Source organism: Flavihumibacter sp. UBA7668 (assembly GCF_002483205.1).
In the GTDB taxonomy this organism is placed as follows: Bacteria; Bacteroidota; Bacteroidia; order Chitinophagales; family Chitinophagaceae; genus Flavihumibacter.
Genome location: NZ_DLHM01000003.1, coordinates 22,641 through 36,089, shown reverse-complemented (window position 1 = coordinate 36,089; position 13,449 = coordinate 22,641). Strand labels below are relative to the sequence as shown.

Here is a 13,449-nt window from a genome sequence, read left to right as displayed (position 1 = left end):
CCGATTATCCTATTTAACAACCACTCTGCACGGTTAAAGAAACTATAAATAGTTTTAACAATGGTGCAACGAACCTGAACAGTACCTTGTCAGCTTATTACAAGGATATGACCAATGAACACCAACTGGTGAGGGACTGCCTGAAAGGGAAACCCGCAGCGCAAAAAGCACTGTATGAACAGTTTGCTGCCCAAATGTTGGGGGTCTGTTACAGGTACACCAAATCAATGAATGATGCTGAAGATGTTTTACAGGAGGGATTTGTAAAGGTATTTCATTATCTGGCCCAATTCCGGGGAGAAGGTGACCTGGGTGCATGGATTCGCCGGATTATGGTAACAACAGCCATCAATTATCTTAAGAAAAACAGCCGCTACCAGTATGATTTATCGTTTAGTACGGATCAGCCGGGTTACCTGCATCCGGTATCTCCCGACAATCCGGAGGTAAGTCTGGATGCCAAACAACTGGCTGACCTGGTGCGACAATTGCCGCCAGGTTATCAAACAATTTTTAACCTGCATGCAATAGAAGGTTATACCCACGTTGAAATAAGTGCCATGCTGGGAATCCATGAAGGAACTTCCAGATCACAATATGCAAGAGCCCGCAGCCTGTTGATGAATTGGCTGCAAAAAGAATCCGAATCAATTAAATCGACTCACTATGCCCGATCGTGATTTTGATAAATCCATTCAGCGCAAGGCTAACGAACTTCGCCTGGAACCATCCACTGAGGTATGGGAACGGGTTGCCGCGCAACTAAATGAAAAGGATCGAAAGCGGGGATTTGCCTGGATCTGGTTGGCTGCAGCCATGCTGGCCGGTGGATTATCCCTATGGTTTTTTGGTCCGGCATTATTGAACGAATCCCCCAAAGCAGGTCAACAGGCACAACATACTGAAAAGAAGGAGCATACAAAACCTGATCAGCACAACAGCAGGCCTATTAGCGCTTCAGAATCCAACAACCCCTCATCAACCTCAGGAAATAATGAATTAAATTCTACTTCCGGTTCCATATCTTCTTCAGCGTCTTCGTCAAACTCATCTTCTTCCGTTGAAAAATCTAAGCAGCAGCATACTGCAGATAAAAAAGCATCAGCAGCTATTGCTTTGAATAATGCAGCAAAAAAGAAATCTAATAGCCGTACTGCTGCCAGTCAAGGTGTAAAAACCGAAACGGAATTATTCGTTTCAAAAAAGACGGAGTTTTCGGTTGCAGCTGATAGAAATGTAATGGAAGAAACTGATTTGTCTGGAAAACTTATAGCGTTTCAATTGCAGAAGCCTGCAGCAGGTCCTGTTGAAGACAATGGAGCAATAGAAGGAGATACTAAATTAAATGCTGATTTGCTGGCATCTCAGCCTGAAGCACCTACAAAAAAACAAGACAACTGGAACCTGGCATTTCAAATGGGCGGAGGCAGTGGCTCAATGCGGGAAGGTTTGAGTAATTCCTATGCACCCCGGTATGAAGCAATGGCCGGTAATGCACTGTTAGGCCCAAGTGTTGCAGCCCCTCTTGACCCTCGTCCTTCAGATGTTAAAGCAGGTCCTTCCTTTCAGGCAAGTATAGGTATCAGTCGCCCTATAGGCAGAAAAACAAATTTTATAACTGGCTTACAGTATGCCTATTTCTCCAACAGAATTGAGGTGGGCAGAAAAATCGACAGTAGTGCCGTGAATTCCAATTTCCGGTTACAATCCATTTCCGGAACAGCTGCTTATACTGGTGCCGGTAATGAAGGAAAAGCTTATTATAATGCGTATCACTACCTGCAGATACCGTTGGAAATTGGCTGGGCGCTGGATGCAAAAAACAGACTGTCCTGGAATAATGGGATCGTGCTTGGTTACCTCATAAGCACAGATGCCCTTCATTATAATGAAACGGCTGGTGCTTACTATAAGGATAATGACCTGGTAAACAAATTTCAAACCAGCGCACAAACCAGCTTACAGTATCGCCTGTTTCCCGGATCTTCCTGGAACTTATCTATTGGTCCTTATCTCAACTATCAGTTGCGGAATATTGATAAAACGGCAGGTAGCAAACGCCTGTTTACCGTTGGATTGAATGCCCGTTTATTATTAGGTAATTCTAAATAAATCGATATGAAACTGCTTATGACAAAAGGAAAAATTTTCCTTGCTGCCTGCTGCTGCCTGCTGTTTTCTTCCTGCTTTAAAGATAAAGTAACACGTACCTATACACTCCAAAAGCCGGTCTTTGCTTCCAAAGCATCCGTTTTGGCTAATATTAAGGCCGAAGCTGCACATCCTATTAAAGAATCCGGGAAAATATACTGGTTTGGGAAGTGGATCTTCATGAGCGATCCGGCCAGAGGTATTCATATTATTGATAATGCCAATCCGGCTGCTCCAAAAGCAAAAGCCTTTATCGCTCTTCCCGGCAATGTGGATATCGCTGTAAAAGGCAATGCATTGTACGCAGACCTGTTTACCGATTTGCTTGTTCTGGATATTAATGATCCGCTGAACCCGGTACTAAAACAAACCATCAAAGGCGCTTTCCCGGAAAGAAATTATGTAAACGGATATTTTCTGGATACATCACTTGTAATTGTTGACTGGATCAAAAAGGATACAACAGTTGATGTTGAGACTGATATCATAGATATGCCTGGCTTTGGTTGCCCTAATTGTTCCTTTGCACAATTGAGCTCCGGCAGCGCCAAAGCTTCCGATGGAAAAGGTGGTTCAATGGCCAGACTTGCCCTGGTTAATGAAAATCTGTTTCTGGTAAATACGGGGACACTAAAAAGTTATTCAATTAGCTCCAACTTTGATCCGGCATTTCAGGGTGATCTTAACCTGGGATGGGGAATTGAAACAGTGTATCCATTCAAAGACAAATTATTTATAGGCTCTAATACAGGAATGTTTATTGCAGATATACAGAATCCGGCACAACCTCAGTTACTCGGATCTTTCACGCATGCCAGAGCCTGTGATCCGGTTGTAGCAGATGATAAATATGCCTATGTTACGTTGAGAACCGGAAATATCTGCACCGGCACCACGAATCAACTCGATATTCTGGATGTGAGTAATGTAATGCAACCTGCTCTGGTTAAATCCTTTCCTATGACCAATCCACATGGACTTGGATTGAAAGGCGAGTTTATTTATTTATGTGATGGGAAAGCCGGACTTAAAGTGTATGATGTTTCCAGCAAAACCTCCATTAAGTTAAAGCAGCAACTGGATATAGCCGAGGCATTTGATATTATCCTAAATGGAAATCTGGCACTGGTAGTAGGGAAAGATGGCCTCTATCAGTTTCAGATAAAAACAGATGGCCGGTTGGAATTTCTAAGTCACTATAAATTTTCCTGATTCGGTTTTTCAATAAAGTGAAGATTTCGGAGTATTCCTTTGTGTTTTGCTCTTTTGATGGGAGAATGACGAAAAACACTCCGAAATTTTTCCTCTCCCATTGCTTCCCAGTCTGCCGCACTTAAATTAAACAGTTCCGGAATGGGTGTAAACTGTGCTTCTTTAGTTGCAGTTGAAAAACGATTCCAGGGACAAACATCCTGACAAATATCGCATCCAAACAGCCAGTTCTCAAATTTCCCTTTTTCCGATTCGGGAATCAATTCCTCTTTTAATTCAATCGTAAAATAGGAAATGCATTTACTTCCGTTGACAGTTTTATCCGGTTCAATTGCATCCGTGGGACAGGCGTCCACGCATTTCGTACAAGTGCCGCAATAATCCTTCGCATACGGATAATCGTATTGGTCCACGGCTAAATCTGTAATCAGCGTCGCAATAAAAAAAAAGGAACCGGACTGGCGATTGATCAGATTTCCGTTTTTCCCGATCCAGCCCAAACCCGTTTCCCTTGCCCAGGCACGTTCCAAAACCGGTGCTGAATCAACAAAGCCACGTCCCTCCACATCGCCGATTGTTTCCCTTATCCGCTCCAGAAATTGCCGCAGTTTCTCCCGGATGACCTCATGATAATCCATTCCATAGGCATATTTTGAAATACGCGGAAGCTGGTCTGGCTGGATTTCAGCGGGAAAATAATTCATGAGTAAAGTAATAACCGATTGAGCCCCGGGAACCAGTTTAGCCGGATTGATCCGCATATCAAAATGGTTGGCCATATATTGCATGCTTCCGTGGTAGCCCCTGTTCAGCCATAATTCAAGCCTTCTTGCATCCTCGTCTAATTGTTTACTCTTAGCGATTCCACAATAGCTAAAGCCCAATTCTGAAGAAATCTGTTTTATTTGCTGGGCTCTATTTTGATTATTGATCAATTTTTCTATTTTTCGCGTTTGAAACCTTAAACCTTATGCTGAAAAGAATCCAATTTCTTGTATTATTCGCTGTTGTATTAATCTCTATCTCGGTTAATGCACAAGATAAGCCTCCTTTCAAATTTGGGAAAGTTAGTCCCGAAGATTTCAAACAAAAAACTCCTTCATTTGATTCCGGAGCACATGCCATTATTCTGGGTGATATGGGATATTCAAGAATTGTACCCAATAATGATGCTGGTTTTGGCTATGAATTTGAACGTAAAATCCGAGTTTTTATCGTGGATAAAAACGGAATTGATGCCGGGCAATTTCTTATTCCGCTTTTTTCTTCAACCAATAATGATATGAAGGAAGAAATTCGAAAGTTTAACGGGGTAACCTATAATCTGGAAAATGGCAAAGTAGTTGAGACAAAACTGGATGGAGATCAGGTATTTACGGAAAAGGTTACCAAAAACATAACAGCCAAAAAATTTTCCCTGCCAGCATTAAGGGAGGGTTCCATTTTTGAGTTGAGCTACCTGCTTCGGTCTGATTATATTTTCGAATTCAAGCCATGGGATTTTCAACGTGAACACCCGACTCTATGGAGTGAATATGAAGTGGAAATTCCTGAATATTATGATTATGTGTTTCTCACACAAGGTTACAAGGCCTACCATATAAACACTAGTAAGGAATCTTCCAGAACGTATCGAATTCATAGTACCAGATCGGAAGGATTAGGTTCTGTAAACAGGGATATTGTATTTACGGGAATGGCAAAAATGAAACGCTGGGTAATGAAGGATGTGCCAGCGTTGAAACCTGAAAATTTTATTACCACTCTTGAAAATTACAGAAGTAAAATTGAATTTCAACTTTCTGCTGTTCGTTATCCCAATCAGCCGGTTCAAATGGTTATGGAGAATTGGTCAAAGGTTACAGATGACCTTATGAAAAGGGAATCGTTTGGCGAGGCTATGAGAAAAGTGGAAGGCAGTCTGGATGATTTATTGAAACCTGTAATTGCCGGAATAACCGACCAGACCGAAAAAGCTAAACGTATTTACGAATATGTCCGCGATAATTTTACCTGGAATGGATCTGGCGGCATCTATTCAAGTGGAAATCTGAAGAATGTTATCAAAACAAGAAAAGGCGGTGTTGGAGATATCAACCTGATGTTGATTTCAGCATTGAAGTCAAATGGCATTACTGCTTATCCAGTAATTCTAAGTACCAGGGATCGCGGTTATACGCATGAGCTATACCCTCTGATGGATCGGTTCAATTATGTGGTCTGTGCCGCTTTGATTGGTGATAATGATTATTTATTGGATGCAACTGAACCGGAATTGGGATTTGGCCGCCTGGGTTCTAAATGTTACAATGGTCATGCAAGAGTATTGATGAATGAACCCATTCCTATTATGCTCTCTGCAGATTCAGTATTGGAAAGAAAAGTTACATTGGCTACAATAGTTGCATCGCCTCAGGATATTAAAGGAAGTATTCAAGCCAGTCTGGGTTATTTCCAATCAACTAAATACAGGAATTTAATTCGTCAACAAGGGCAGGATGCTATATTCAGCAGTTTAAAAACACAATTTGGTTCAACTTTTGAAATCAGTAATACCGGAATAGATTCCCTCAAAAAACAGGATTTGCCAATAAAAATAACCTACGATTTTGTTGCCAAAAACGAAGATGCGGATGTACTTTATATAGATCCCGTATTGGACCCCTTCAGCAAGGATAATCCTTTCCAATCGGCCCAACGCGCTTACCCGGTAGAAATGCCTTACAGGATTGATGAAACCTACCTGTTGAATTTTGAAATTCCACCGGGTTATGTAGTAGATGAATTGCCAAAATCGGCCAAAGTTGGTTTGAATGACGGGGATGGATATTTTGAATACCTGGTATCTGCAGAACCCACCCGTATTCAGTTAAGAACAAGAGTAGTATTATCAAAAGCTTATTTCTCACCAGAAGAATACGAGCCATTACGAGAATTTTTTGGATATGTAATTAAAAAACAAGCAGAACAGATTGTTCTGAAAAAGTCACAGCCATGAGAGAAAAAATAGCTGTTTTTATTGTGGTTCACCTGCTGGTTGGTTTTTCCGCCTTCGCCGATGAATATCCTTCTTTTACTATTCCAAAAAACCTGCTGAAATATGCCAATGCAGTTATCAGAAAACATGAAACGGTATTGGAAATCCATTCTGAAAGCAAAGTAACTATCCGGGAACATTATGTACTGACCGTTTTGAATGAAGCTGGCAGCAGGTATGCATATTGGTCTGATAATTATTCAAAGCTCTCCAGTATTGACAAAATAGAAGGAACTCTGTACAATGCAATGGGGGTTAAAATCAGGAGTCTTAAAAAATCAGAGATTCAGGATCGGCCGGCTTATGCAGCAGGTCAAATGATAGTAGATGATCGTATAAAGTATCATTCATTTGAACATAAGGAGTATCCTTATACCATTGAATATACTTCTGTAGTAACGAATAACCAGACTATGTTTCTACCTGGATGGAGTCCGGTTAAAGGAAGAAGTATGGCAGTTGAGAGCAGCAGCTTCGTTATAGTTTCCGAACCAGACTATACCTATCGAACTAAATTGTTCAATCTGCCGGGAATGAGTATTAAAACCAACACAGGTAAGAAGAAAACAGAAATCTGGACGGTCAGTAATCTCAATGCCGTACCGGATGAATACGGCGCACCACCTATTCATGAAGTTTCTCCTTATATAGCATTGGGAGCTTCGACATTTAAACTTGGGAATTATAAAGGAGATATGTCGACCTGGCAGGAGTTTGGAAAATTTATTAAAACCCTCACAGACGGACAAGATCAATTGCCGGAAGAAGAGAAGCAAAAGGTACAGGCAATTATCAGCAATTGTAAAACGGAAGAAGAAAAAGTAGTTAAGCTTTATCAATACATGCAATCTAAAACCCATTATATAGGCATCCAATTGGGAGTTGGCGGCTGGGTTCCATTTTCTGCAAAATATTTAGCATCCAACGGGTATGGTGATTGTAAAGCCCTGAGTAATTATATGGTTGCATTGCTGAAAGAAGCCGGTATCAAATCCCACTATGTCTTAATTCGAGCAGGAGAGGAGGAACGTGATATTCCGGTTGATTTTCCCGCCTCCTATTTTAATCATGCTATTTGTGCAGTTCCATTTCAAAAGGATACCATCTGGCTTGAATGTACCAGCCAAACCAAAGCGGCAGGTTATATGGGCGGATTTACCGGAAATCGATATGCACTTCTGATTACGGAATCGGGAGGTGTTTTGGCCCGTACACCCGCTTATACCAAAAAAGACAATCAATATCTTTCTTCCATAACAGCAGAACTGAATAAAGAGGGACAATTAAAAATCAAAGCTAATAACCGTTACAAAGCAATGCTGGGAGATGATCTTCACTTTTTTATTCATGGTTATTCTCAGGAGGAAAAACTAAAAAAACTGCAATCAGTTATAGATATTCCGCAATATGCCATCACTTCATTTGATTACAAAGAAACATCCGGCATTATTCCCGAAATAAAAGAAAACCTGGAAATTACCGCAGATCATTATGCGCAGTTCACAGGCAAGCGCCTTTTTATTGTACCCAATATTTTTAATAAATGGGAACATAAATTATCAGTAGATACCAATCGCCTTTATGATATCATCCTGAATAAGGAAAAGATTGAATCAGATACAGTTCAAATCAGCATTCCAGAAGGGTATAAAGTAGAACGACCTATAAAAGATGGTGAACTCAAAACTCCTTTTGGTACCTATCAGGCAAAAGCAGAACTTAAGGGTACTACCCTTGTTTATACCCGCCGGCTTGAACTGATCAAAGGCAGATTCCCGGCAAAATCATACAATGAGCTGCTTGTTTTCTACGAAAAGATGTATAATGCTGACCGTGCCAAACTGGTTCTTGTAAAAGCGGAGAATTAATTAAGATGCTGCTCAATCAGTTCGCGGATTTCTTCAAAAACCATCCGCTTCTGTTCGGGCATATCTCCTTTGGTAAATACAATCGCAGCATAACCTTTGGAACGGTTGATCCAGGGCCAGGTGCCGGTTACACCCGGACAATTAACCAGGGTACCAACTCCGGCTTCGTCCTTTTCCTGAATCCAGCAACCAAACCCATAGTCATTGCCCTGTGATACCGGAGAAGTATAAGCAATGCTGGCAGCACCTGTTTGTTTTTTCATCAATTCATTTACGGAGGCTTCACTTAGTACCCTTTTTTCTCCAACCATACCTTTGTTTAGCAACATGGTAAGGAATTTCATATAATCATCCGGTGAGGATTTGGCACCGGCAGATGGATTTTCTGCATATACACCATCACTCATGAAATTTGTTCTGCGCCAGCCGAGTTGTTTGCCCAACCGATCGCGCATTACCCGGTCAAATGGGCGCTTAACCACCAGTTCCAAAACCCTGCCTGCTATATTGGGTCCAACTGTTCCATAATAAAACTGTGTACCCTGACGGCCTTTCATATTTCTGTCTTTCGCAAAACTGGCCACCTCTTCTTCCAGTGTATCGAATTTCTTCTTTTTAAGTGCTGTTCTGAAAATGGGTGGGTCTGATTCAATGGTTGTTGTATGGGAAAGACACATCCGCATGGTGATATAACCTTTGCTATAACTCTGAAAAATAGGGAGATAATCCCCCAATTTATCATCCAGGCTAATCTTTCCTTCATCCACATAACTCATTACCAGCGCGGCAGTAAGCCACTGACTGGCCGCCCCAATTGGCTCCTGTGTGGTGGCCCGCATTTCACCAAATTCCCGGCGATACACATCTTTCCCATCTTTATGAACGATTACAACAAAATCATTCCCCAGATCTTTCTTGTATTTTTCCAATCCACTTGTAATTTCGGGGATATCAACCTGATTGTTCTTAAGTTTTTGCGCTGTTGATGGGAGGTTTTGCGCTGTTGAAGGAAGGCTTATCAATAAACCAAGGCCAAGTAAGCTGGTAAATAGTTGTCTCATAATTGGATATATCTTCTAAATTAAAAAACGGGACGAAGTCATAACGTTAAAATTCGGAGATCGTTATGGTTCCTGAAAAAAAATCCGATTTTTTCTACAAAATCGGCGTATGCGTCAGTACGTATATCATTTTACTGTCATTATTGCCTGAATTAACAGCTTGGATTGTAGTTTGATCAGTAGAATTGAACACTGAAAAGAATACTATGAATCTAAATAATTTTACTGTTAAAGCAGCTGAAATCATTCAACAGGCCCAGCAATTGGCCTTCAATGGTCAGCATGCCAATATTGAATCCGAGCATATATTAAAAGCCCTGCTCGATCAACAGGATTCTCCCATTGAATACCTGCTGAAGAAGAATTCCGTAACAGTGAACCAGCTGGAGCAACAGCTGGATCAACTGCTTGATAAATTACCCAAAGCACAGGGGGCAGATCCGGCACAATCAATCAGCCGCGATGCAAATAATGTGGTACTTCGGGCCGGAGCTGCGCTTAAATCATTTGGTGATGAATTCGTAACCCCGGAACATCTACTGCTCGCTATACAGCAGGGAAATGACAGTACTTCTAAACTTTTAAAAGATGCAGGGTTAACGGAGAAAGGATTAATTACCGCTATCAAGGAATTGAGAAAGAGCGGAAATATCACCTCCCAAACCCAGGAAACACAATTCAATACCTTAAATAAATATGCCAAAAACCTGAACGAGATGGGCCGTAATGGCAAACTCGATCCGGTAATCGGCCGGGATGAAGAGATTCGCAGAACACTGCATATCCTGAGCCGGCGCAGCAAAAACAATCCGATCCTGGTAGGTGAACCCGGCGTTGGTAAAACAGCCATCGCCGAAGGATTGGCCATGCGAATTGTAAATGGAGATGTTCCTGAAAACCTAAAGAGTAAGATCATTTTTGCACTTGATATGGGGCAGTTGATTGCAGGCGCCAAATACAAAGGGGAGTTTGAAGAACGCTTAAAAGGTGTAGTGAATGAAGTGGCTAAAAGTGATGGGGAAATTATCCTTTTCATTGATGAAATCCATACCCTGATTGGTGCAGGTGGGGGAGAAGGCGCAATGGATGCCGCCAATATTCTGAAACCCGCCCTTGCGCGTGGTGAACTGCGTGCCATCGGTGCAACCACCCTCAATGAATACCAAAAATACTTTGAGAAAGATAAGGCACTCGAACGCAGGTTCCAGAAAGTATTGATTGATGAGCCCAATGTGGAAGATGCAATTTCCATCCTGCGTGGTATCAAGGATAAATATGAAACCCACCACCATGTGCGAATCAAAGACGAGGCAATTATTGCAGCAGTTGAATTATCACATCGGTATATAAGCGATCGTTTTCTGCCTGATAAAGCCATTGATCTGATTGATGAAAGTGCCGCCAAACTTCGGTTGGAAATGAATTCCATGCCCGAGGAATTGGATAAACTGGATCGCCAGATAAGGCAGTTGGAAATTGAACGGGAAGCCATCAAAAGAGAAAATGATGAAGAGAAATTAAAGGACCTCAGCATTGAAATTGGCAACCTCAGTGTGGAACGTGATACCCTGAAAGCAAAATGGCAACAGGAAAAAGAAATGGTGGAGAAGGTTCAGACTGCCAAAGCTACCATTGAAAATTATAAACTGGAAGCAGAAAAAGCAGAGCGGAATGGTGACTATGGAAAAGTAGCGGAGATCCGCTATGGTAAAATTCAGGAACAGGAAAAACTGATCGCTGATTTGTCAGAGGAACTGATAGCCTATGGTAAACACAGCAGTCGCCTGATGAAAGAAGAAGTAGACGCTGAGGATATTGCAGAATCAGTAGCCAAATCAACCGGGATTCCGGTGGCTAAAATGTTGCAGAGTGAAAAAGAAAAACTGCTTCTGCTGGAGGATCAGTTGCACGAGCGGGTAGTTGGACAGGAAGAAGCCATTACCGCCGTGGCAGATGCCATCCGCCGCAGCAGAGCCGGCTTAAGTGATCCTAAAAAACCAATTGGCTCCTTTATTTTCCTGGGAACCACCGGTGTTGGTAAAACAGAACTGGCAAAGGCACTGGCAGCTTATCTCTTTGACGATGATCATATGATGACCCGGATAGACATGAGTGAATACCAGGAGAAACATACGGTATCGCGCCTGGTTGGTGCACCTCCCGGTTATGTTGGATACGATGAAGGCGGACAACTTACTGAAGCAGTAAGACGCAAACCATACAGTGTGGTATTATTGGATGAGATTGAAAAAGCACATCCGGATGTCTGGAACATTATGCTGCAGGTATTGGATGATGGCCGCCTCACTGATAACAAGGGCAGGGTGGTGGACTTTAAAAATACCATCATCATTATGACCAGTAATATCGGCAGTCATATTATTCAACAGAATTTTGAAGATGTAACAGAAGAGAATAAGGAAGAAGTAGTGGGTCGCACCAAATACGAAGTAATGGATTTGCTGAAGCAGACCATCCGTCCGGAATTTCTGAATCGCGTGGATGAAATCATTATGTTCCAGCCATTGATGAGGAACGATATCCGCAATATCATCCGCATTCAGTTGAATCAACTGAAACAATTGGTAGCAAAAAATGGCATTGATCTGAAATTCAGCGAGTATGCCATTGATTATCTTGGAGAACATGGATTTGATCCTGTATTCGGCGCAAGACCGTTGAAAAGGCTGATCCAGAAAGAAATCGTGAATCAATTGAGTAAGCGGATTCTGATGGGTGATATCGATAAAAATAAAGCCGTACTGGTAGATGTTTTTGATGGAGTAGTGGTTTTTAGAAATGAATAATTATCTTCCGGCATGTGTTATTATAACAGGCTGATCGTTCCGGAAAGCAGGGCTTTTTCCATTGGCGATTTGAGTCTTGCATTACCGGAATTATCACCTTCCGTTTTTGCGATGCAAAGTGGATTTGAATACGGCAACTGGCCCATTATTCGATTGTCTGAGCATGTCGCAAAACCCGAGGTAGTCAGTGCACATTGGGAGTTTCTGGCCCCCTGGTTGAAAAACCGGACAGCTGTTGAAGCCAACCGCCAGAAATACACCACGCTGAATGCAGTGGGTGAAAATCTGCTGAGTTCCAATCTCTACAAGGAAGCCGCCATTCACAGAAGATGTCTGGTTCCATCCAGCGGATTTTATGAGTGGCGGCATGTGAAACTGGAAGGCGCTAAAAAAGAAACAGCTATACCCTATTTCATTTATCTGCCGGATCAACCGGTTTTTTATATGGCGGGGATCTGGCAGGAATGGACCGACCGGGATACGGGCGAACACCTGGTTAGCTTCGCGATTGTTACAACAGCCGCCAATACGCTGATGAGTAGTGTTCATAATAAAAAGAAAAGAATGCCGCTTATTTTGCCTGATCAACTTGCACTTGAATGGATTCGGCCAAAACTGCAACCGGAACGAATAAGGGAGTTAACAGCTTATCAGTTGGAGAGCGATAAACTAAAGGCCTATTCCATTCAGAAAGACTTCCGGCAGGTTTTAAATCCGGTTGAACCGGCTGAATTTGAAGGATTGCCAACTTTATAATTGGAATTATGTTAGTTAGCTGGATAGCCCGAATAGAGAAATTTGATCAGCAGGGAGAAAAAACCGGCTGGTCATACCTGCTGATTTCACAAAAACAGGCAGAAAAGCTGAATCCCGGCTGCAAGAAATCCTTCCGGGTAAAAGGACGACTGGATGAACTGGAAATCAAAGCAATGGCGCTGTTGCCAATGGGTGGAGGCGATTTTATCCTACCCCTGAAAGCAGGAATAAGAAAGGCGTTGGGTAAGCAAAAAGGAGACAGCATTCGCCTAAAACTGGAATTTGACCCGCAAGAACTAAAAATAAACGGAGATTTGCTGGAATGTCTGCAGGATGAACCAGCCGCCAGGGAATTTTTCAATTCCCTTACGCCAGGTCATCAGCGGTATTTCACCAAATGGATTGAAGAAGCCAAAACAGAACAAACCAGAACCCGTAGGGTAGCCCAATGCGTGGATGCCCTGTTTAAAAAATGGGACTATGGTCAAATGATCCGGGCCGGAAAGAAACAACCTTTTGGCCCCTAAAATTGTCTTATAACCACCAACTAACTGCTC

At 42.2% G+C, this 13,449-nt stretch carries 10 protein-coding genes; 8 read left to right on the top strand and 2 right to left on the bottom strand.

Translation table 11 applies throughout. The features are described from left to right. The first annotated feature begins 107 nt into the window (after positions 1–107). The 3 genes from B2746_RS05875 to B2746_RS05865 are packed head-to-tail and all read left to right on the top strand — an operon-like array spanning position 108 to position 3,363. On the top strand, positions 108–680 hold the full coding sequence (locus tag B2746_RS05875) for an RNA polymerase sigma factor (protein ID WP_290791911.1): 573 nt from the start codon (positions 108–110) through the stop codon (positions 678–680). Further along, positions 667–2,112, top strand: a complete 1,446-nt coding sequence (locus B2746_RS05870; protein ID WP_290791909.1) for an outer membrane beta-barrel protein — start codon at positions 667–669, stop codon at positions 2,110–2,112. The genes B2746_RS05875 and B2746_RS05870 overlap by 14 nt, the downstream gene beginning before the upstream one ends. A 6-nt stretch (positions 2,113–2,118) precedes the next feature. Further along, a complete protein-coding gene (locus B2746_RS05865; protein ID WP_290791907.1) occupies positions 2,119–3,363 on the top strand; it encodes an LVIVD repeat-containing protein in 1,245 nt (414 codons plus the stop codon). On the opposite strand, the gene queG is transcribed toward B2746_RS05865, so the two are convergent. Continuing rightward, positions 3,348–4,298, bottom strand: a complete 951-nt coding sequence (gene queG / locus B2746_RS05860; RefSeq protein ID WP_290791905.1) for a tRNA epoxyqueuosine(34) reductase QueG — start codon at positions 4,296–4,298, stop codon at positions 3,348–3,350. The two genes, B2746_RS05865 and queG, sit on opposite strands and share 16 nt — an antisense overlap. Before the next feature lie 35 nt (positions 4,299–4,333). On the opposite strand from queG, the gene B2746_RS05855 reads away from it, so the two are divergent. Both B2746_RS05855 and B2746_RS05850 read left to right on the top strand, forming a co-directional pair. Continuing rightward, the gene (locus B2746_RS05855; protein WP_290791903.1) at positions 4,334–6,361 is read left to right on the top strand and encodes a DUF3857 domain-containing protein; all 2,028 of its coding nucleotides are present in this window, start codon (positions 4,334–4,336) and stop codon (positions 6,359–6,361) included. Continuing rightward, positions 6,358–8,268, top strand: a complete 1,911-nt coding sequence (locus B2746_RS05850) for a DUF3857 domain-containing transglutaminase family protein (protein ID WP_290791900.1) — start codon at positions 6,358–6,360, stop codon at positions 8,266–8,268. Before B2746_RS05855 ends, B2746_RS05850 begins: the two co-directional genes overlap by 4 nt. Here the strand turns inward: B2746_RS05850 and B2746_RS05845 are convergent. After that, the gene (locus B2746_RS05845) at positions 8,265–9,329 is read right to left on the bottom strand and encodes a serine hydrolase domain-containing protein (RefSeq protein ID WP_290791898.1); all 1,065 of its coding nucleotides are present in this window, start codon (positions 9,327–9,329) and stop codon (positions 8,265–8,267) included. The genes B2746_RS05850 and B2746_RS05845 overlap by 4 nt on opposite strands. 206 nt (positions 9,330–9,535) lie before the next feature. On the opposite strand from B2746_RS05845, the gene clpB reads away from it, so the two are divergent. From clpB to B2746_RS05830, 3 genes are read left to right on the top strand one after another with little or no spacing between them, the layout of a single operon-like run. Further along, a complete protein-coding gene (gene clpB, locus B2746_RS05840; protein ID WP_290791896.1) occupies positions 9,536–12,136 on the top strand; it encodes an ATP-dependent chaperone ClpB in 2,601 nt (866 codons plus the stop codon). Positions 12,137–12,148: 12 nt separating this feature from the next. Beyond that, positions 12,149–12,892, top strand: a complete 744-nt coding sequence (locus B2746_RS05835; RefSeq protein WP_290791894.1) for an SOS response-associated peptidase — start codon at positions 12,149–12,151, stop codon at positions 12,890–12,892. An 8-nt stretch (positions 12,893–12,900) separates the two neighbouring features. Then, positions 12,901–13,419 (top strand): YdeI/OmpD-associated family protein, encoded by a 519-nt coding sequence (locus B2746_RS05830; protein WP_290791892.1) that lies wholly within the window; start codon positions 12,901–12,903, stop codon positions 13,417–13,419. Positions 13,420–13,449 lie beyond the last annotated feature (30 nt).

Coding starts and splice junctions, on each gene's coding strand:
- B2746_RS05875 (WP_290791911.1), top strand. CDS start 108: ATGACCAATGAACACCAACTGGTGAGGGACTGCCTGAAAGGGAAACCC.
- B2746_RS05870 (WP_290791909.1), top strand. CDS start 667: ATGCCCGATCGTGATTTTGATAAATCCATTCAGCGCAAGGCTAACGAA.
- B2746_RS05865 (WP_290791907.1), top strand. CDS start 2,119: ATGAAACTGCTTATGACAAAAGGAAAAATTTTCCTTGCTGCCTGCTGC.
- B2746_RS05855 (WP_290791903.1), top strand. CDS start 4,334: ATGCTGAAAAGAATCCAATTTCTTGTATTATTCGCTGTTGTATTAATC.
- B2746_RS05850 (WP_290791900.1), top strand. CDS start 6,358: ATGAGAGAAAAAATAGCTGTTTTTATTGTGGTTCACCTGCTGGTTGGT.
- B2746_RS05845 (WP_290791898.1), bottom strand. CDS start 9,329: ATGAGACAACTATTTACCAGCTTACTTGGCCTTGGTTTATTGATAAGC.
- clpB (WP_290791896.1), top strand. CDS start 9,536: ATGAATCTAAATAATTTTACTGTTAAAGCAGCTGAAATCATTCAACAG.
- B2746_RS05835 (WP_290791894.1), top strand. CDS start 12,149: ATGTGTTATTATAACAGGCTGATCGTTCCGGAAAGCAGGGCTTTTTCC.
- B2746_RS05830 (WP_290791892.1), top strand. CDS start 12,901: ATGTTAGTTAGCTGGATAGCCCGAATAGAGAAATTTGATCAGCAGGGA.